General features: G+C 44.0%; 19 protein-coding genes. 15 read left to right on the top strand and 4 right to left on the bottom strand.

Annotated elements, in window-relative coordinates; genetic code table 11:
* Positions 1 to 109 precede the first annotated feature (109 nt).
* From AC27EZ_RS05315 to AC27EZ_RS05325, 3 genes are all read left to right on the top strand, one after another.
* Positions 110 to 1,258, top strand: coding sequence for an S-(hydroxymethyl)glutathione dehydrogenase/class III alcohol dehydrogenase (locus AC27EZ_RS05315; RefSeq protein ID WP_487134327.1), 1,149 nt, complete (start codon positions 110 to 112; stop codon positions 1,256 to 1,258).
* Positions 1,259 to 1,438: 180 nt separating this feature from the next.
* Positions 1,439 to 3,832 (top strand): fatty acid cis/trans isomerase, encoded by a 2,394-nt coding sequence (locus AC27EZ_RS05320; protein WP_487134328.1) that lies wholly within the window; start codon positions 1,439 to 1,441, stop codon positions 3,830 to 3,832.
* A gap of 10 nt (positions 3,833 to 3,842) precedes the next feature.
* Complete coding sequence (locus tag AC27EZ_RS05325; RefSeq protein WP_487134329.1) at positions 3,843 to 4,484, top strand: protein tyrosine phosphatase family protein; 642 nt, start codon at positions 3,843 to 3,845, stop codon at positions 4,482 to 4,484.
* An 80-nt stretch (positions 4,485 to 4,564) separates the two neighbouring features.
* On the opposite strand, the gene AC27EZ_RS05330 is transcribed toward AC27EZ_RS05325, so the two are convergent.
* Positions 4,565 to 4,951: a response regulator gene (locus tag AC27EZ_RS05330; protein WP_487134330.1), complete on the bottom strand. Its 387-nt coding sequence runs from the start codon at positions 4,949 to 4,951 to the stop codon at positions 4,565 to 4,567.
* A 189-nt stretch (positions 4,952 to 5,140) separates the two neighbouring features.
* Between AC27EZ_RS05330 and aceK the strand changes: the two genes are divergently transcribed.
* The 3 genes from aceK (at position 5,141) to AC27EZ_RS05345 (ending at position 9,096) form a co-directional block, all read left to right on the top strand.
* Complete coding sequence (gene aceK / locus AC27EZ_RS05335) at positions 5,141 to 6,850, top strand: bifunctional isocitrate dehydrogenase kinase/phosphatase (protein ID WP_487134331.1); 1,710 nt, start codon at positions 5,141 to 5,143, stop codon at positions 6,848 to 6,850.
* Positions 6,851 to 7,018: 168 nt separating this feature from the next.
* Positions 7,019 to 7,699: a winged helix-turn-helix domain-containing protein gene (locus tag AC27EZ_RS05340; protein ID WP_487134489.1), complete on the top strand. Its 681-nt coding sequence runs from the start codon at positions 7,019 to 7,021 to the stop codon at positions 7,697 to 7,699.
* A complete protein-coding gene (locus tag AC27EZ_RS05345) occupies positions 7,696 to 9,096 on the top strand; it encodes a HAMP domain-containing sensor histidine kinase (RefSeq protein WP_487134332.1) in 1,401 nt (466 codons plus the stop codon). Before AC27EZ_RS05340 ends, AC27EZ_RS05345 begins: the two co-directional genes overlap by 4 nt.
* A 37-nt stretch (positions 9,097 to 9,133) precedes the next feature.
* Here AC27EZ_RS05345 and AC27EZ_RS05350 read toward each other — a convergent pair whose 3' ends face one another.
* Positions 9,134 to 9,679: a DUF3833 domain-containing protein gene (locus AC27EZ_RS05350; RefSeq protein ID WP_487134333.1), complete on the bottom strand. Its 546-nt coding sequence runs from the start codon at positions 9,677 to 9,679 to the stop codon at positions 9,134 to 9,136.
* 12 nt (positions 9,680 to 9,691) lie between these two features.
* Positions 9,692 to 10,225 carry a chalcone isomerase family protein gene (locus AC27EZ_RS05355; protein WP_487134334.1) on the bottom strand — a complete coding sequence of 178 codons (534 nt, stop codon included), beginning with the start codon at positions 10,223 to 10,225 and terminating at the stop codon, positions 9,692 to 9,694.
* Positions 10,226 to 10,361: 136 nt separating this feature from the next.
* Between AC27EZ_RS05355 and AC27EZ_RS05360 the strand changes: the two genes are divergently transcribed.
* The 4 genes from AC27EZ_RS05360 to nspC all read left to right on the top strand — a co-directional run bounded on the left by AC27EZ_RS05360 (position 10,362) and on the right by nspC (position 14,339).
* Positions 10,362 to 11,249, top strand: coding sequence for a 1-aminocyclopropane-1-carboxylate deaminase/D-cysteine desulfhydrase (locus tag AC27EZ_RS05360; RefSeq protein WP_487134335.1), 888 nt, complete (start codon positions 10,362 to 10,364; stop codon positions 11,247 to 11,249).
* Positions 11,250 to 11,369: 120 nt separating this feature from the next.
* Positions 11,370 to 11,777, top strand: a complete 408-nt coding sequence (locus tag AC27EZ_RS05365) for a hypothetical protein (RefSeq protein ID WP_487134336.1) — start codon at positions 11,370 to 11,372, stop codon at positions 11,775 to 11,777.
* 203 nt (positions 11,778 to 11,980) lie between these two features.
* Positions 11,981 to 13,183, top strand: a complete 1,203-nt coding sequence (locus tag AC27EZ_RS05370; protein ID WP_487134337.1) for a saccharopine dehydrogenase family protein — start codon at positions 11,981 to 11,983, stop codon at positions 13,181 to 13,183.
* Positions 13,184 to 13,208: 25 nt separating this feature from the next.
* A complete protein-coding gene (gene nspC / locus AC27EZ_RS05375) occupies positions 13,209 to 14,339 on the top strand; it encodes a carboxynorspermidine decarboxylase (protein ID WP_487134338.1) in 1,131 nt (376 codons plus the stop codon).
* Between the two features lie 72 nt (positions 14,340 to 14,411).
* On the opposite strand, the gene rsmI is transcribed toward nspC, so the two are convergent.
* Positions 14,412 to 15,248 carry a 16S rRNA (cytidine(1402)-2'-O)-methyltransferase gene (gene rsmI, locus AC27EZ_RS05380; protein WP_487134339.1) on the bottom strand — a complete coding sequence of 279 codons (837 nt, stop codon included), beginning with the start codon at positions 15,246 to 15,248 and terminating at the stop codon, positions 14,412 to 14,414.
* Between the two features lie 128 nt (positions 15,249 to 15,376).
* On the opposite strand from rsmI, the gene AC27EZ_RS05385 reads away from it, so the two are divergent.
* Genes AC27EZ_RS05385 through AC27EZ_RS05405 form a run of 5 tightly spaced genes read left to right on the top strand, consistent with a single transcriptional unit; the run spans position 15,377 to position 20,262 of the window.
* Positions 15,377 to 17,281 (top strand): penicillin-binding protein activator, encoded by a 1,905-nt coding sequence (locus tag AC27EZ_RS05385; RefSeq protein ID WP_487134340.1) that lies wholly within the window; start codon positions 15,377 to 15,379, stop codon positions 17,279 to 17,281.
* Between the two features lie 3 nt (positions 17,282 to 17,284).
* Complete coding sequence (locus tag AC27EZ_RS05390) at positions 17,285 to 17,626, top strand: YraN family protein (RefSeq protein ID WP_487134341.1); 342 nt, start codon at positions 17,285 to 17,287, stop codon at positions 17,624 to 17,626.
* A 51-nt stretch (positions 17,627 to 17,677) separates the two neighbouring features.
* Positions 17,678 to 18,274 (top strand): phosphoheptose isomerase, encoded by a 597-nt coding sequence (locus AC27EZ_RS05395; RefSeq protein WP_487134342.1) that lies wholly within the window; start codon positions 17,678 to 17,680, stop codon positions 18,272 to 18,274.
* A gap of 7 nt (positions 18,275 to 18,281) precedes the next feature.
* Positions 18,282 to 18,863 (top strand): BON domain-containing protein, encoded by a 582-nt coding sequence (locus AC27EZ_RS05400; RefSeq protein WP_487134343.1) that lies wholly within the window; start codon positions 18,282 to 18,284, stop codon positions 18,861 to 18,863.
* Positions 18,850 to 20,262 carry an MFS transporter gene (locus AC27EZ_RS05405; RefSeq protein ID WP_487134490.1) on the top strand — a complete coding sequence of 471 codons (1,413 nt, stop codon included), beginning with the start codon at positions 18,850 to 18,852 and terminating at the stop codon, positions 20,260 to 20,262. Before AC27EZ_RS05400 ends, AC27EZ_RS05405 begins: the two co-directional genes overlap by 14 nt.
* Positions 20,263 to 20,307: the final 45 nt, after the last annotated feature.

A 20,307-nucleotide genomic window follows, 5' to 3' on the forward strand; every position in this document is an offset into this window, starting at 1 on the left:
TTCATTATTACGTATAAGTAATAATAAATTACGTACAGCGCATTTATCTAGTCTTTTTCGCTCTCTATACTTATGCGACTTAGAAAAATCGCAACCACAGGAATTTTAAATGACATTACAAATCAGTGAAGGGCAAACCCATATTAAGTCAAAAGCTGCCGTGGCCTGGGCCCCAGGCGAACCACTTAAAATGGAAGAAATTGATGTAGAACTACCTAAAAAAGGGGAAGTACTGGTTCGCATTGTTGCTACTGGCGTATGTCACACTGACGCGTTTACGCTGTCAGGCGAAGATCCAGAGGGTGTATTCCCATCAGTATTGGGCCATGAAGGTGGCGGTATCGTAGAAATGGTCGGCGAAGGCGTTACCAGTGTGTCGGTCGGTGATCATGTTATCCCTCTCTATACCGCTGAGTGTGGTGAATGTAAATTCTGTACGTCGGGTAAAACGAACTTGTGCCAAGCAGTAAGAGCCACGCAAGGCAAAGGGCTAATGCCAGATGGAACCAGCCGTTTTTCCAAAAATGGCGAAACCATATATCACTATATGGGTTGCTCTACCTTTTCTGAATATACCGTTCTACCAGATATTTCCTTGGCCAAAGTAAACAAGACTGCCCCACTTGATGAAGTGTGCTTATTGGGTTGTGGTGTTACGACGGGAATGGGCGCGGTATTGAACACAGCAAAAGTACAAAAAGGCGACACCGTGGCTATCTTTGGCTTAGGTGGTATCGGCCTTTCGGCAATTATTGGTGCGCGAATGGCAGGCGCAGGTCGCATCATTGGAATCGACATCAACGAAAGTAAATTCGACCTTGCGAAACAACTTGGTGCCACCGACCTCATTAACCCTAAGCTCGTCGATAAACCTATTCAAGAACATATCGTTGATATCACAGACGGTGGTGTGGACTATTCATTTGAATGCATTGGGAATGTCGATGTTATGCGCTCTGCCTTAGAGTGCTGCCACAAGGGATGGGGCGAATCTGTCATTATAGGTGTGGCAGGTGCGGGACAAGAAATTTCTACACGTCCATTTCAACTGGTTACCGGTCGCGTGTGGCGTGGCTCTGCTTTCGGTGGTGTGAAAGGTCGCTCTCAACTACCTGGCATAGTAGAGCAATACTTAAACGGCGAGTTTGGCTTGCAAGAGTTCATCACTCACACGATGGGGTTAGACGGTATTAATGATGCCTTTGACTTAATGCACAAAGGTGAAAGCATTCGCTCAGTTGTACACATGGACAAATAGAGACATAGCTGAATAAACCCGGTGTTTTCATCGGGTTTATTTTATACCCTTCCCCTATCTTCTTAATGACTGGGTAAGGTATCCTCTCGATAATAGAGAATATCTTGGCTAGCGACGCTGTATAGTATCCGTACCGTGCAATTAAATGCAAAGCCATAAAAATACATAAGGGAGCTTTGCATGAACAGATGGTTTTCTTCCATTTTGATTTTACTAATGCTAGGGGCGAGTGCTGGCATTTACCATTTTTTTTACTCGGACACTAAAGCACAACCGCTTCCTATTGTAGCCCCCCTTGCAAATGAAAGAGTCGACTATCATCAACAGGTGAAGCCAGTTGTGGAGCAGCGCTGCGTGGTCTGTCACGCGTGTTATGATGCACCATGTCAACTTAAAATGGGATCTTATACGGGCATTGAACGCGGCGCCAATAAGGAACGGGTTTACGACGGAGAAAGGCTAGTAAAGGCAAACTTAACGCGGTTGTTTGAAGATGCTCACACTCTCGACCAATGGCGAGCAAAAGACTTCTTCCCCGTTATTTCAGATAATTCACAATCAACAACAGATTCATTTTCCTCGCCAGCGTACCAATCAGCAGCAACTCACAATTTATCCACCAGCGTGATGGCCCATTTACTCCAACTAAAGCAAGACAACCCTCTATTAAAAGACAAAACATCGCCCAACCGTTTGGATAAACAGCAGTACCCGTTGAATATTAATCGTGAATACCAGTGCCCCACTATCGACGATATCGAAACCTATAAAAACGACTACCCTTTATGGGGAATGCCGTATGCCTTACCTGCACTTAGTAAAGAACACAACAATCTATTGATGAACTGGATTGCCCAAGGCGCAGAGGGTAACGATAACGTAGTAGTAACCGATAACAATCATCAACAGATTGAGAAATGGGAACGGTTTCTCAACGGCGATTCATTACAGTCTCAACTGATGAGCCGCTATTTATTCGAACACCTATTTTTAGTGCATTTACATTTTACTGCCGAAACACCACAACAGTTTTTTAAAGTAGTCCGGTCTTCTACTGCACCAGGTCAAACTGTAAAAAGTGTAAACACACGTCGTCCTTTTGACGACCCTAAAATAGAGCGTGTTTACTATCGGATTGTGCCAGTCAAACAAACGCTGGTCCATAAATCACATATGCCGGTATTGTTAAACGACAACCGCATGGCTAAGTGGAAAGCATGGTTTTTACACGACGGTTATCAAGTAACCACGCTTCCCTCCTATCTTCCGGAAGAAGCCTCTAACCCGTTTATCACGTTTGCTCAAATACCGATAAACGCAAGATATAAATACATGCTTGATGAGGCACAAAATACCATCATGCAGTTTATTAAAGGCCCGGTTTGCCGCGGTCAAATGGCGTTGAACGTTATTAACGATCATTTCTGGGTTGTTTTCTCAGAGCCTGATTTAGATCTTGTTCAAAATAATGGCGAATTTATACAACAAGCGCTTAAAAATATTGCTCTTCCCGCAGAAGAAGAAAGTACTGCCCTGCCGACGGCATGGATGAGTTATGCGGCAATGGAGCGAGAATACCTCACTGCAAAATCGAAATTTATCGAAACGCAAATTCAAAATAAGATCAGTATCGATTTAAATCTATTGTGGGACGGTGATAACGACAACCCCAATATGGCATTAACCATTTTCCGTCATAACGACGCTGCCAGCGTAGTGAAAGGGCTCGTCGGCGAAACACCACAAACCGCTTGGGTACTTACCTACCCCTTGTTTGAACGTATTCACTATTTGCTTGTTGCTGGGTATGACGTGTATGGCAACGTAGGCCATCAGCTTAATAGCAGAATGTATATGGACTTTTTACGCATGGAAGGCGAATTCAACTTCTTATCATTGCTTCCAATCCAAACCAAAGAAGATATTCGCAACAAATGGTACAGAGGATCGGTAAGCGAAGTTGAAGAGTTTGTCTACAAAGGCAATACATCAAAACTTAAAACAAATATCGAATACGAAACCAATGACCCATACCAAGAGTTGCTTGATAAAATTAAGCGCAAGTATCAACGCACTATAAGCCATAGACATAGTGTAAAAAATGGGTTTGATAGTGATGTGGTGCTAAGTAATATTGCAAAAATCAATAAACAGAAAGGTAAACATGTATCGCTACTGCCTGAATCCACTATTGTGCGACTATTTGATAAAAGCAACGGGAAACAGCACTTTTACACCATGCTTAGACACAGTGCTCATACCAATATCTCCCACCTTTTTAATGAAGATGACAGACGATTACCCGAAGAGGACACGGTAACCCTTGCTAGCGGGTTTATGACGTCGCACCCCAACGCATTTTTGCAAGTAGACGTGTCTGACATTAATGGTTTTGCACAACACATTTCAACCATGTCTTCTGAGGCAGATTATGCAGCGCTATTAGATGCCTATGGCGTAAGACGAACAAACCCTCATTTCTGGGCATTTGCCGATAACATGCACGAGTACTTTAAGACACACTATCCTATTGAATTTGGCTATTTGGACTTTAACCGTTTAGAAAACAGATAAGGAATGGAAAATGATTGCCTTTACGCTTCTTCAAACAATAAGAAATGTGCCAAACGTGCTGCTATCGTTGACGTTGGCAACTGCTATTGCAGTAGTGCCCATTGCCGATGCCAATACTCAGGCCGATGAGCAACCGATGAAAAACAATATCGTTTCATTAGACAGCCTGACTAATTATCAAATCAACAATAGTTTTATGCAAAGTTCTGGTTTACCCGCCCCTGAACATTTTGCCTTTTTAAAAGCAGCAGGCGTTACCCATGTTATCGATTTAATCCCTGGGGACAGAAGTGACGAAGCCGGCTTAACGCGCGCCCTTGGGCTACAGTACACCAATATTCCTGTGGATTGGGAACACCCCACTGTTGAACACTTTGAGCAATATATCTTGGCGATGGCACAAGCAGAACCAGATAAAGAAAAAGTCCTTACTCACTGCAAATTGAACTGGCGGGGTGCATCTTTTACCTACCTGTATCGAATTACTGTGCTTGGTGAAGATGAGAACCTTGCTAAAGAGGATTTACTAAACATTTGGCAACCTAACGTAACCTGGTTCACATTTATGGGTGAAGCGATTAGCGGCTACAATGCAAAACACAACACTTCGGTAAGTATGTCTTTCATCCCTTTAGTCGAGCAAAACCAATAGTGGGGTGGGACAAGCACCATGCGCTTTAACGAAAAAAGGTGCTTATTAAAGCACCTTTTTTCTTCATTATTTCTGCGTGATTACACCGCGACGTTCTCAGGCAGTATAAAGCCGTAACGCTTAAGTACGTCCTCTAACAACTGCTGTTTAATCGGCTTTTCAATAAACGCAAGTGCTCCAAGCGACAACACTTTTTCTTTCATTACTGGCTGAATATCGCCCGAAATGACAATAACGAAAGACTTTAGCTGTCTTCGTTTCATTTCTTCAAGTACGCCAATACCGTCTAATACAGGCATAGTTAAATCAAGTAAAATAAGATCAATACGGTGATGAGCTAAAGCTTCTAGCGCATCCATGCCATTGCATACTTCTAAAATTTCAGTTGCGAAACCAGCAGGGATATTACGCTTAGCCATTTTTCTAGCGAGTGCAGAGTCGTCACAAATCAGTACGTTGAAGCCCATACTATACCTATATTTTTTATTATTATTAGAATAAGGAATTTTCTATATTAAACATAACTACAAGAAAAAACACTAATTTATACCGTTTCTTGAAGGTAAATGTCGTTATTCACACTAATTTTGTGGTAGATCTAGCCGTATAAAATGAAATAACTATGCTACCTCGCTCGCTTATATAAAGGTAATACCATGCAAGACCTAGTTCTAGAAAAAAAAGTGGCTTATCAAGTACTCACCCATTTTGATAAAAGTTACCGTTGGTTCACGCGAATTACGCGTGGTGCACAGCAACGTTTTGAGCAAGGTGATTGGAAAGCCACGCAACTGGCGTCAAAGCAGCGTATTACGATTTATGAACAAAGCTTATCCGATGCCGTCGCTGAGATTTACCATCTGACAGAAGTGCATCAGAAAGACGACACCTTTTGGCAAAACCTAAAAAAGGTCTTTGCCTCTCAGCTTGAAGGCCACCCACAGTTTGAACTAGCAGAAACCTTTTATAACTCGGTAATTGGCCGGTTATTCAAACACCGTAAAATAGATAACAGCATGATGTTTGTTCTGCCCAGCCGATGCTTTTTACCCGGTCAAGATAGGCATAAAGTGATATACAGCTTTGATACCACTACGACAGTGCGAGAAATGTATGATGCTATCTTCAAAATTTATCGTTATAACATTGCTTTTGAAGACTTCGAAGCAGACTTAGCAAATCTTGAAAGCGCGTTACGCGCCCGCTTGTCAACAGAGCAGTTAGCAAGTGTACAAGCGGTTGAAATTCTGCGCCCTACTTTCTTTCGCGGGAAGTCAGCGTATTTAATTGGCAGGATCTGTATGCCAGATGAAACGATGCCTTTTGTTATCTCTATGCAACGTAGTGATGAGCATAAACTATTCGTAGATGCATTACTTACCGACAGAAAAGATTTAAGCGTGATTTTTGGTTTTGCGCGAAGTTACTTCATGGCCGATACGCAAAACCCCGCTGAAGTAGCCGCATTTTTGCAAGAACTATTACCGAATAAAAAGCATTTCGAACTTTATATGGCGTTAGGCCACTATAAGCATGGTAAAACCGTTTTCTACCGCAACTTCCTTCAGCATATGGACGAGTCTGACGATAAGTTCGAGGCGGCACCTGGTATTCGCGGGCTGGTCATGATGGTATTTCACCTTCCTTCCTATGGCGTGGTCTTTAAAATTATTAAAGATGAATTTGCCGAGAGCAAAAAAATAACGCGAGAGCATGTAAAAGACTGCTATCGTTTGGTCAAAATGTCAGACCGCGTGGGTCGAATGGCAGATACACATGAATACGTTAACTTTCGCTTTCCATTGTCTCGTATTGAATCTGCGCTAATTGAAGAGCTAAAAGAAACCTGTGCAAGTAGTCTAGAGTTTACTGAAGATGAAATGATCATAAAGCATCTTTATATCGAGAGAAAAATGACACCGTTAAACCTGTACTTGCAACAGGAAACTGACGAGGAAAAAATAAAAAGTGCGTTACATGAGCTAGGCCTTTGTATAAAACAGATTGCGATGGCAAATATTTTTCCCGGCGACATGCTTCATAAGAACTTCGGCATCACCCGCCACGGACGCGTTATTTTTTATGATTATGACGAAATATGCCTAATGCACGAGCGAAACTTTCGCGAGCTTCCGGTCTCTGACGACCCTTATGCATTAGATACTCTGTCAGTAGGGCCTGCTGATGTGTTTCCACAACAATTCGAACATTTTATTGTGGGAAAAAGAAAGCTGAAAGATATCTTAAAATCACTTCACGGAGACCTTATGACCGCCGAATACTGGCGCGGGGTACAAAAAAAGTGTGCGAGTAACGATGTACAGCATTTCACCCCTTATAATAAAGAGATGTGTTTTAAGCGTTAGTCAGTGTTTGCGCTGCATCGCAGTTTTTACGCGTTTTGTTTATTAGCGCCACATGTTAAGAGGCACGCTCTTTCTTATTGTCCCGTTGAGTTGAAAAGTGATCGGAATAGTCACTTTTCGCTGTATTAATAGCAACTAACTTTGGTTGATAGAGTAGATAAGTTAATCATGAATGTGCTGCTGATAGAAGATGATCCGAAAGTTGCCGCTCACATAGAGCAAGGGCTTGTGGGCCAAGGGCATGATTGTAGATCAGTATGTGATGGAGGCCAGGGCCTGCAAGAAGCATTATCTGAAAACAGTGATGTTATTATTCTCGATGTAATGCTCCCCATCATGGATGGCTTTACTGTGCTTGAAAAGCTGCGGGAGTCGCAAGTGCTTACCCCTGTTTTACTGCTTAGTGCAAAAAGCCAAGTTGACGACAAAGTACGTGGTTTACGAACTGGCGCCAACGACTATCTTACTAAGCCCTTCGCATTCGAAGAACTGTTAGCAAGAGTGGAAGGTCTTGCAGGACAAGCACGAGACAGCGGAGATAAAACGTTAATTAAGGTGGGCGACCTCACTCTTGATTTAGTTAATCGCAAGGTACAACGTGGGGACACTGAGATAGACCTCCAAGCGAAAGAGTTTCAACTGCTTGAATGCCTGCTTCGTCATAAGGGAAAAGTCGTGACGCGCAGCATGCTGCTTGAACAAGTGTGGAACTATCACTTCGACCCTCAAACTAATGTCATTGACGTGCATATCAGCAGATTACGTCAAAAGGTAGACAAAGCATTTAACGTTCCGCTTATCGAGACAGTAAGAGGGACTGGCTATCGCATAGCGGAAGTGCTTACGTGATAGCCATAAGAGACTTCACACGAAGCTCAAGTTTTCGTGTTGGGGCTCTTCTTTCATCGCTCGCTATTATTGCCATCGTCTTCATTATCTATTTTTGGCGCTTAGCGAGCAGTGATGTATTTATTCGAGAAGCAAAAGCAGCCGTGAACGCTGAAGCTTTTGCACTCACTCAACTTTACGATAACTTAGGCGTTCAGCCAGTTATTGGCTTTATCGGCACCGTAGATACTGCGCCCGCATCCTACGACGACAAAACCGTTTTTGCACTTCAAGATAAGATGTCGAACATTATTGCAGGCAACCTTTCTGCATGGCCAAAGAATATTATTGAGAACGACGCGCAATCGTCAGTGACCAATACAGCGATGGTTGCGCTAGCGGTAAAAGATGCTAAAACAGGAACACTAACCCAGCAAAATATTCTTTACCAAGTGATTTCATTGGGCGACTACACATTGTTTGTTGGCAGAAACATTAACGACTTGTATAGCGCGCAATGGCTTGGAAAAACCTTTAGCTGGGTAATCATCGTTCTCCTTTGCCTGCTTGGTATTGTTAGCTTTACGGTCGCTATTTATGTCGTTAAGCGCATTAACAGAATGAGTCAAACGGCTGATAACATTATCAGCACAGGAAGTTTAGAGGAACGGCTAGAAATCGACAGCAACTGGGATGATTTAAGTCGGCTATCTGTGGTGTTCAATCACATGCTCGACACCATCGAAAGTTCAGTAAATAACATAAAGACGGTAACTGACAGCATTGCTCATGACCTACGTACCCCCCTCGCTCGGCTGCGAAACACGTTAGAGCGTATTGACGATGAGGAGTTACGCCACGATACAACGCAAGAGGCCGATAACCTATTAAATATGTTCAATAGTTTGTTGCGTATCAGCGGCTTAGAGTCTAATCAAAAGAAAGATGGTTTCACCACCACTCAGATAGATCGCGTGGTAGAAGATGTTGTAGACCTCTACCACCCTCTTGCCGAAGAGAAAAATATTGCACTAACATTTGATATTAATAGCGTATCACTGTTTGCCGACCCTAATTTAATGTTTCAAGCGGTGGCAAATATCGTCGATAACGCCATAAAATATTCCCCAACGGGGGGCGAGGTTACGGTTGAACTGACAACAACCCCAACGAATGCGGTTATCATTATTAACGACAGCGGTATTGGCGTAACTGAGCATGATATTGTCAATTTAGAACGACGGTTTTATCGAGCCGATGGCAGCAGAACGACACCGGGAAATGGCCTGGGTTTATCGTTGGTGTCTGCTATTGTCAGGCTACACAGCGGCCATGTTTGGTTTGTGCATGACCCGCTCATGCGAGGAAGTGGGCTAGGCGTAGTGCTCTCAATTCCTTTGATAGTGCCCACGCGATAGCGTTTGATGCCAGAGCGTGGGCGGCCTGTTATCTATATCACTGTTTCTGCATAAATATAGTTACTTCAGCCATCACAAGCCCAAACTTGCGAATGTATGAACGGTTCATCATCGCATTTTCGTCAAATGCCCAAAACCAATCGTCAAACGTGACTGAATATGTATCGCCATCGACCGGCAAGTCCATCATATAATGAAAGTTAAACGCATTTCCGTACGACGTCCCTGTTGCCGGACCGTCTATATCACCGGCATTACCAACAAACGTACCGTCGCTTTGCTTTTCGATGGTCCACACTCGTTTCATTGCGCCTTTACCAACACCATAGGTAAATGACTCATCGAGTGTTAATGTGTTTCCATCTACTTGACCCTCAATATCAACAACGAAGCGTTGAACAACTTCACCAGACCGGTTTTGAACAATACCCCACGCACGAACATCGCCATCGAAAAACTCTGTTATGTTGAAGGCGGGCTGTGTCGACACATAATCCTCACCTTCTATATTTACCGAGCAGCCAGAAAGTAAACCTAGCCCTAGTGCGAATCCTACGGCGCGTAATCCTCTATTTTTCATCATAATTTTACCCTATTAATTCCCTAACAATGCGCGGCGTAACGCCGGTTCGGATGTTTTTTCACTTAACCAGATCGCAAAAAAGCGGTCGGTAAACGTTTTGTCGTCAACCGTACCGATAAGCGTACCATTGAGATAAAAAAGGCTTTTGTTCTCTTTGGTTGCTATCCCCGTGATAACGTCTCCCTCTGAAACATCGGGGAAAATGTCCGTCATTATTGCCAGCCACTCATCAAGCTTTGACTTGTCAGTTACCCCTTGCTTTTCCATCTCAGTAATGGAACGTTCAGCAATTTTCTTTCCATCTAAATCACGTTGGTAATCTAGCATTAAGGCGAATGGCTTCGATGAATCATATTTGCCATCAGGCGCAAGTAATGACGCTTCATACACATCCCAAAAAAGGTAAGAAAACATTTTTTTCCCTACCACCTGAGGATTGTCAACGTGTTCAGATACAACCGTTGCCTGTGACGCATGAGACATAAATGACAAGCCTATAACAATGAGAAAAATGCTTTTCATCAGCGTTCCTCTATTTCTATTCATCCTATTATTCCTTATTGTTCAGTCTCGTGTTTGCTACGTTTTACACTTACTTGTCTTAGCATTTACGTAATGTTTTTCCTTTCTATATAACGTTATACTTTTAATATCCCCGTCATGATCATTATCGCAGCCCCCTTTGAACGTAGAAAAAATAGAAAATACGCTACAACTGCCGTCCCCCATTGTTCCCTTCACGCCAGATTGGGAAGGTGTTGAGCGCGTTTCATTAAGTGTTAAACGAGATGATTTGATTCACCCCGTTATATCGGGAAATAAGTGGAGAAAGTTGAAGTATACGCTGGGGCAAGCGCCTAGCTCGGTACGAGGCATCGTTAGTTTTGGAGGAGGATACTCCAATCACCTCCACGCGCTAGGGTTTGTGTGTCATTCGTTAGGTATTGCCTTTAATGCTATTATTCGTGGTGATTATACCCAGCACCCTAGCCCTATGATTGTGGATTTGATGCGCTGGAATGTTCACATCACCTATGTGGATAGGAAAACGTATGCGCTTCGTCACGACGACAACTACTGGAGGCGTTTGCAACTAGAATATCCTGGGTACCTTATTGTTCCAGAAGGAGGAAGCCAGGTATCTGCATTGCGTGGCGTGGCTGAATTAGTCACTGAACTTGACGACGACGTCGATACAATAATCGCCCCTGTAGCCAGCGGTGCCACTCTGGCAGGCATCGTGGCACAGTTGCAGCCAAAACAAAAAGCCCTCGGTATCGGCGTATTAAAAGGAGAAGGATACCTTGAATCACTTGTGTCTACCTTACTCCCCACCCGTTCCACTAACTGGTCTGTAAACCACGATTATCATTGCGGTGGTTATGCGAAAATCCCCCCATATTTAGCAGATTTTTGCGCATCGTTTAATGCGGTTATGCCTTTTCGCATTGAGGGTGTATATTCAGGAAAGGTTTTTTGGGCTTTGCGAGAAATGTTGGCGCAAGGTTGCTTTGAAGACGGAGAACGTATCGTTATTTTACATACGGGAGGGCTTCAAGGGGCTCGGTAGATTTAAACGAGTTGATCTTACACCATCAATTTACCGTTTCTAACTTAACAAGTTTTAAAAATTTTACGTTATGTATGCGCTTTATATGTTTAATAACAACAACTGCGGATGAAAATAACAATGAACAACCCAGAATTTATGCCTGCTCCTGTTCGTGAACTCATTTCACGAGCGCTGACGATGTGTGAACAACTCCTTACTAACGTTAGTGTGTTCTACCCCTTTGCCGCCATTAACACCAATGATGTTATTTGCTGTGTATTTGCCCACGAAACGGAAGAAAAAGAAACCGAAACCAAACTGATAGAAAAACTACAGTGGAGAATTATTGATACCACGACAGGCACAGACAGTTACAGTATTTTAGTATATGCAGCCACGGTGCGTACACATAGAGAAAATAACATGGACGCCATCGCTATCGCTATCTCAGGCCATGAGAATGATGAGCAATTATTGTTGTATCCGTATTATAGAGTGGGTAATAAGATTGTTATTTCTCCTCCAATTAATACCATGCCCAATTAGTCAAAAGGCAAACCGTCGTCACCTGCTTTCTATCAACCACTGTCTTTAAACACACAAGACAGGTAAATACATCAGTCGACTTTCAATTTTTAATCTAACGATTAAAATATTTAGTTAATCGCGCGCTAACTATGCTTGCCAAACCAATTTTGTCTGCTAGCATTCAGCGCAAAATTCATTAGTTTAATTAGGGATTACTTTCTATGTCTCGCGTATTGATCATTGGAGCTGGCGGCGTAGCGTCAGTTACCGTAAAAAAATGTGCTCGTTTACCCCAGCACTTTGACGAAATTTATCTTGCAAGCCGCACTGTATCAAAATGTGAAGCACTTCAGCAGGAAGTTGGTGTCGATAGGGTTAAGGGCGTATTTGCTCTTGATGCTGATAACGCAAAAGAAGTAGAAGCGTTAATCAACAACGTAAAGCCAGACTTAGTTATTAACCTAGCGCTGCCATACCAAGACCTACCTATTATGGATGCGTGTCTAGCGACTGGCACTGATTATCTTGATACAGCTAACTACGAGCCTAAAGATGAAGCTAAATTCGAATACTCATGGCAGTGGGCTTATCAAGATAAGTTTAAAGAAGCGGGTATCATGGCATTGCTAGGCAGCGGATTTGATCCGGGCGTAACAAACGTTTATACCGCCTATGCCGCAAAGCACTATTTTGACGAAGTCCATTATCTTGATATTGTTGACTGTAACGGTGGCGATCACGGTCAAGCATTCGCAACTAATTTCAACCCAGAAATTAATATTCGAGAAATTACGCAGCGTGGCCGTTATTTTGAAAATGGCGAGTGGAAAGAAACAGATCCACTAAGTGTACGTGAAGATTTAGACTATCAAAATATAGGTGTGCGTGCGTCATACCTGATGTTCCATGAAGAATTAGAGTCTCTGGTAAAGCATTTCCCAACCCTTAAACGTGCACGTTTTTGGATGACATTTGGCGACGCTTATCTTACCCATTTACGCGTACTTGAAAGCGTTGGCATGACAAGCATTCAGCCTGTCGAATTCCAAGGCCAACAAATCGTACCGTTAGAGTTTTTAAAGGCGGTACTTCCTAACCCAGGTTCACTGGCAGAAGGCTACACGGGAATGACGTGTATTGGCACGTACATCACAGGTATTAAAGACGGTAAAGAGAAGACCATCTTCATTTACAACAACTGTGACCATGCAAAATGTAATGAAGAAGTGGGCGCGCAAGCCGTATCTTACACTACCGGTGTACCTGCTATGATTGGCGCGGCATTAATGCTTAATGGAACGTGGAAAGAGTCTGGTGTATGGAACATGGAACAATTCGATCCTGACCCGTTCATGGACATGCTTAATGAACACGGCCTACCATGGCATGTAATCGAATGTGATAGCAGTCCGTTCGCAAAATAATATCGTCGTATTTGGAGCTATAAGGTTGACAGATTTAACGCAGCGTAGAGATATTCCTTCACCGTGCTATGTGCTGGAAGAAGCAAAACTTATTCGCAATCTAGAGATAATGAAACGGGTTCAAGATGAATCTGGCGTTCGAATTATCCTAGCATTGAAAGGGTTTTCCATGTGGTCTTGCTTTGACATTATTAAGCAATACTTACAAGGCGCCACCGCGAGCTCGGTGTGGGAAGCAAAGCTTGCCGCTGAAATGGGAAAAGAGGTACATGCCTACTCCCCAGCGTATAAAGAAGCTGATGCTATTGAAATGGCATTACTTGTTAACCATCTGTCGTTCAACAGTTTGTCGCAGTATGATACGCACAAAGAGGCACTGAAAAACGTGTCTCTGGGCCTTCGTATTAACCCAGAGCATCAAGAGGCTGAGACGCCGCTTTACGATCCTGCCGCACCAGGATCACGTTTAGGTATTCGCGCATCTGAATTAGAAGGCGTCGATTTATCAGGTATTGAAGGCTTTCACTGTCACAATTTATGTGAGTGTGATTCCTATGCGACTGCGCGAACACTCGATGCTATTGAAGCGCGGTTTGGTAAATGGCTTGGCGCGCTAAAATGGCTTAACTTAGGTGGCGGTCACTTAATGACAAGTGAAGGCTATGATGTTGAACATCTCATTTCGACATTAACAGCCTTCAAGCAGCGTCACCCGCACCTTGATGTCATTTTAGAGCCAGGTTCAGCTGTTGCATGGCAAACCGGCCCTCTTATTTGCGAAGTGGTCGATATCGTGAATAACGAAGGTGACATTGCTATATTGGATATTTCAGCAACAGCGCACATGCCTGATGTATTAGAAATGCCTTACCGACCAAAGGTGCTTCATGCAGGTGAGGCGAATGAAAAAGCGTACACGGCTAAACTTGGAGGTAATTCTTGTTTGGCGGGCGATGTGATTGATAGCTATTCATTTGACGCGCCCCTTCAACGAGGTGACAGGCTCCAATTTGAAGACATGATGCATTACACCATGGTTAAAACAACCTTCTTTAATGGTGTTGAGCACCCTGCCATTGGCATTTTACGTACAAATGGCGACTTCGAATTGGTTCGCACCTTTACCTATGAAGATTTTAAAACGCGCTTATCTTAAGCGTTGAGGTTTTATCATTAACGCCATAAAAAAACCGCCTACAATGGCGGTTTTTTTGATCGCAAATAAGGGCTAGTCCTTCATGTCTAAACCCGCTTGATAAAGCGCGTTTTTCTTTAGCCCATAATGCTGAGCCACTACCCCTGCCGCTTTTTTGAGAGGCATATGTTCGCATAAGGTCACTAACAACGACATTGCCTCCTCACTTATTTCAGACGTATTTATCTGTGCAGGCGAAATCATGACGACGAATTCCCCTTTTTGATGCGCAGGCTCTGATTCGAGATAAGCGATAACATCGTTAGGCTTGCCGCTTACATACGTTTCAAACGTTTTACTGATTTCTTTGGCAATCACCATATCTCTGCCAGGAAGCAGTCGCTCAATATCTTTAACGGTATCCAGAATTCGGCGCGGCGCTTCATAAAACACGCTCGTAAACGGGCGTTCTGACAGCGAAAGAATAACGCTGTCTCGAGCCTGTGTTTTCACCGGCAAGAAGCCCTCAAAAATGAACTTATCGGTGGGAAGCCCAGATGCACTGAGCGCTGTAATCGCCGCACATGGCCCCGGTAGCGCAATAACAGGAATGCCTTCTTCTCGGCATTTTCTGACGAAAACAAACCCAGGATCGCTAATTAACGGCGTTCCCGCGTCACTGATCAATGCGACAGACTCGCCACTTTTAAGCCGTTCGCATAGCATTGCCGTGCGCTTGTCCTCATTGTGATCATGCAACGACAAGGTCCGAGTATTAATACTGAAATGCTGCAATAGCCTTCCGCTATGTCGCGTATCTTCTGCTGCAATCCAGTTGACATCGTTAAGCGTGGAAATGGCGCGAGCACTCATGTCGTCCAAATTACCAATTGGAGTGGGAACAATATAAAGGGTGGCAAAATCGGTCATAATAGTTTCAACGTACGCTGTAATGATGAAATTGTACCATGGCATTGGGCCAGATTATGCGTCCAAACGTAGATTTTACGTGTAGTTAAGATAAACTGATGTAACTTTGAAGTGAAAGGAATGAAACTGTGCGTCATATAGGACAACTTAGTCAACGTATTGTCTTTGCCACTACCACTAGCTTATTGCTTTTAGCAGGGTGTGGTAGCACCCCGAAACCGGTTTCAACAACCTCTGTCGCAACCGAAAAGCCCGAACAAACTGTCGTTGAAAAAAAAGTGGCGTTACCCAGCGAAAAACTTAACGCTGCGCAGCAAGTATGGCAATCGAGCCGAGACAAAGAAGCACGAGACCGATTACTTCTCGACGCCGCTTCACTGTATTTAGCACAAAATGATATTGCTCAGGCCAAATCAATACTAATTTCAATGAAGAAAGACGGTGTACCTTCATCATTGTCTACCGAATTTAACGCGCTATTATTTAATGCTTACATTGATGATTCAAGCAGCGACCCAGAGATTTTACTGTCATTGTTAGATAGTATGCCTAGTGAATATGTTAATGACCAAGCTCGCTCACAATACGAAATGCAATTGTTTACCGCATTAGGCAAACCACTTAATGCTGCAAATAGTGCACTGGCCTCTCCCTTGCCTGATCATGAAAAAGTGCAGTACGTGTGGCAGCGTCTTACCCATTTGTCACCGGACAAGCTAAATGAAGTCAATCTTAAATTCCCAGCATTACAGCCTTTTGTCGCACTGCGTGCGCTGTCGCTTGATGAGACCTTTAACGCGGATACCGTCTCACAATTTCAAAACGTTTATCGTGGGCACATTTTATCAAGAGTATTGCCTGATAACGTAACGTTAGCGATGACGATACAAGCGGTGAAACCTGAACAGCTGACAGTACTTTTACCGTTGAGCGGCAGGTTAGCTCGTACCGGACAAGCGGTAAAAGATGGCATCATGGCCGCTTACTTCAACGCCAGTAGTAATACCTCAGCAGAAGCAAAGTTGCCAAGGTTAGATTTTGTTGATACCGCAGATAAAACGCCTGAAGAGATTATCGCGTCGCTCGGCGACACTCGCTTTGTCATCGGCCCGTTATTAAAAGATACCATTGATGCACTTATCCCTTTACTGCCCCCTACGGTAAATATGCTTGCACTAAATCGCCCTGATGGAATAGTCGGAACGATGGAGCTTCTTAATGAAACGGCGCTACCAGAAACCACGTTCGCTGATATAAAGTACTTTGCATTAGCCCCAGAAGATGAAGCGCTGCAATTAGCGCAGTATATTTTTGATAAAGGGCTACGTGCACCTATTGTTATTGCCTCACAAAACAGTCTATACGAGCGGATGAACGATACCTTCGTCGATAAATGGAATAGGCTATCTGATATTCACCGTATAACAGCGAATGTGACATCCGTAAGTTTTAGTGACAGCGGCTCACTAAAAGATGGGATAACCGAAGCACTCGACGTTGCGCAGAGTAATGAGCGTATCAATCAAATCGAATACATGACAAATGACGAGGTATATAACATGCCTCGCAGCAGACGTGATATTGATGCCATTATTGCATTTGCTTCTCCACAAGATACAGAGTTACTAAACCCTATTATTGAAGCAAGCCTTAACCCATACGACGGCAAACAAGTACCCGTTTATGCAACGTCACGTTCTATGGACTATGACAGTGGTAAAAACCAATGGCGAGACCTTCAAAACATACACTTTTTAGACATGCCGTGGTTAATGCCCGAGCATAAGTGGCAGTCTCTTGCACAATTAACCCAAGAAACGTGGCCAGAACGCACAACATTACAAAACCGCTTATTTGCTTTTGGTTACGATGCGTATAACTTACTGTCTAATGTAGGCTATCTAAGTACCCTACCCTATGCATCGTATGAAGGGTTAAGCGGACAGCTCTCGATAAACGAACACGGGGAAGTGATTCGCCTATTGCCACAGGGCATTATTCGAAACGAAGAGGTTCAACGGCTTACGGAGTAAACTATGTCAGTACTGCAAGGGAATGCGGGTGAAAATCAAGCGGTTACTTATTTAAAGAAGCAAGGTCTTATACTTCGCTGTCAAAACTTTCGAACACGGCGAGGCGAACTAGACATCGTCATGCAAGACGGTGATACCGTTGTGTGCATTGAAGTAAAATACCGCAAGCACCAACAGTATGGTCATGCTGTTGAATTTGTCACTGCGAAAAAACTACAACGAATTCAAGCTGCGTTCACACACTATTTGTTAGATAATAATCTTAATCCAGCATCTACACCCTTGCGCATAGATGTTATCGCCATCGATGGCCCAGACCTTCAATGGTTGAAAAATGTAGGGTAGCGCGCCTAAAAGCCTACTTTAGCTTTCAGCCATTACGAGAGAATAAGCAGTATGATTGAACAGATAAAAGCAAACTTTACCGAAAGTATTCAAACAAAAATAGCGGCTTCAGAAGTGTTATCTGAAGCAATTGAAAAAGCGGCAATGATGATGGTCGAAGCCTTAATACGCGGGAATAAGGTGTTAAGCTGTGGCAATGGTGGTTCTGCAGGCGGTGCGCAACACTTTTCTTCTAACATGCTTAACCGTTATGAAAGAGACCGCCCAAGCCTTCCTGCCATTGCGCTTAGCACTGATACCTCTACACTTACATCGATAGCAAACGACTATACCTACGACGATATTTTTGCAAAACAAGTACGTGCTTTAGGTCAGCCAGGGGATATTCTACTCGCTATATCAACAAGCGGGAATTCACGCAACGTGATTGCGGCGATGGAAGCTGCGTTATCCCGAGACATGACGATTGTTGCTTTAACGGGTAAAGATGGCGGTGAAATGGCCGGTTTTTTGAACGAGCATGATGTAGAGATACGTGTGCCTTCAAACCGTACCGCACGTATTCAAGAAGTACACATGTTGGTCATTCATAACCTATGCGAGTGTATTGACGACAGCTTATTCCCTGCAGACTTTGACGATGAATAGAACCGCAATGAAAAAACGACCCCCAATTTACCTATTACTTGTGATGGCACTGGCAGTCACACACTTACAAGGCTGTGTCGTAGCGGTCGGCGCTGCTGGGGCCATGGCGGCAAAAGTTGCGAATGATCGCCGCACAGTGGGTACACAATTAGACGACCAAAATGCAAATAGCGCGATTGCTTACCACTGGGCAAAAAGCGACGCGTTAAAAGAAGAAGCTAATTTACAGGCAGATGTCTATAACGGCGTGGCATTATTGACCGGACAGGCTCCCAGCCAATTGTTAGTAGATGAAGCGGTACGATTGGCGCAAGAAGTCGATTACATTAAGAAAATTCACAATCAAATACGGGTTGCATCTCCAATAGCGGCCACAACCCAAGCCAACGATATTTGGCTGGCGTCAAAGGTACGAACAAAAATCATCGCCGATGAACGGGTGCCAGCACTTCAAGTCAAAGTGGTAGTTCAAGACGCTGAAGTGTTTCTAATGGGCCGTCTCTCGAATCTAGAGGCTACTGCTGCGGTAGACATTGCTCGTAATGTATCGGGTGTAGCACGAGTAGTACGTGCATTTGAAATTAATTAGTCGAGACGTCGCTACGGCACTGCTTGTTGCCGGCGCATTATTTATGGAAATACTGGATGCGACGGTTATTACCACCGCGCTTCCGGTTATTGCCAATGACTTCGGTGTCCCTGCCCCCCATCTATCGATTGGTGTATCTGCCTACCTCGTTGCAGTAACCCTATTCATTCCTTTAAGTGGTTATGTGGCTGACAAATTTGGGGCGCGCACAATTTTTATTGCCGCGATTGTTATTTTCACGCTTGCCTCTGTGCTTTGCGGGTTAAGTACAACATTAGCAGAATTTACCGCAGCACGGGTATTACAGGGGATAGGCGGTGCCTTAATGGTACCCGTAGGGCGCCTCGTCGTTTTACGTGACCTTCCTAAAGCGCAACTGGTACGCACGGTTGCCATTATTACCTGGCCTGCCTTAAGTGCGCCACTATTAGGCCCTGTTCTTGGCGGTTACATTGCTACACACTTTAGTTGGCAGTGGATATTCTATATGAATGTGCCCCTTGGGTTAGGCGCTATCGTTGCGTCGTATTACCTACTCAACAATGCCAAAAAAACCGTCCACCGCTTTGACGTTAAAGGCTTTCTACTGACCGGGTTAGGCTTTGCCGCCTTTATGGCAGGTATTGAACACCTTGCAAGCAATATGCACGCAATAACCACAAGTGCTGTTGTCATTGCTATTGGCTTACTGTTAATGGGGCTGGCTATCGTCCATATTAAACGGTCCCCCTCACCGCTCTTTTCATTTTCGGCCATGCAGTATCGCACGTTTAGGCTATCTCTTTATGGCGGGTCAATGGTGCGTATTGCACTGGGCAGCGCACCATTTTTGATCCCGTTAATGCTGCAGCTGGGCATGGATTACAGCCCTGTAGAAGCAGGCTCTATTTTGCTTTGGCTGTTTGCAGGGAACCTTGCGATAAAACCCGCCACAACGTGGATCATGAACGCGTTTGGCTTCAAACCTGTTCTCATTGCTAATGGGTTATTGATTTCAGCGGGATTTTTCGCATTGGCTTTTATTCGAGAAGAAACGCCCTCTGCTATTATTGCTAGCCTGCTCTTCATAAATGGCATGACACGCTCTATGCACCTCACGCTACTGAACACCATCGCTTTTGCCGACGTGCCTACCAATGAAATGCGAGATGCCAATACGCTAAGTGCTATTCTCATGCAAATGAACCGAGGGTTAGGCATCACCTTGTCAGCACTTGCGGTTGCTGGCGCGACATTATTTATAGGAGATACGCTGGGTCAACCGTCTCTGGACACCTTTGCTCTGGCCATGCTCATAATGGCACTGCTCTCACTGATTAGCATTACCGATAGCGTAATGCTTTCAAAACATGATGGTGAAAACCTGCTAACAAAGCGCATTAATAGCAAGGCCAAATAAGCGCGGCATCAGCAACATTCTTTCGCATGACAATTGTCATCTTAC

Source organism: Alteromonas sp. 4NH20-0056, from assembly GCF_057539655.1.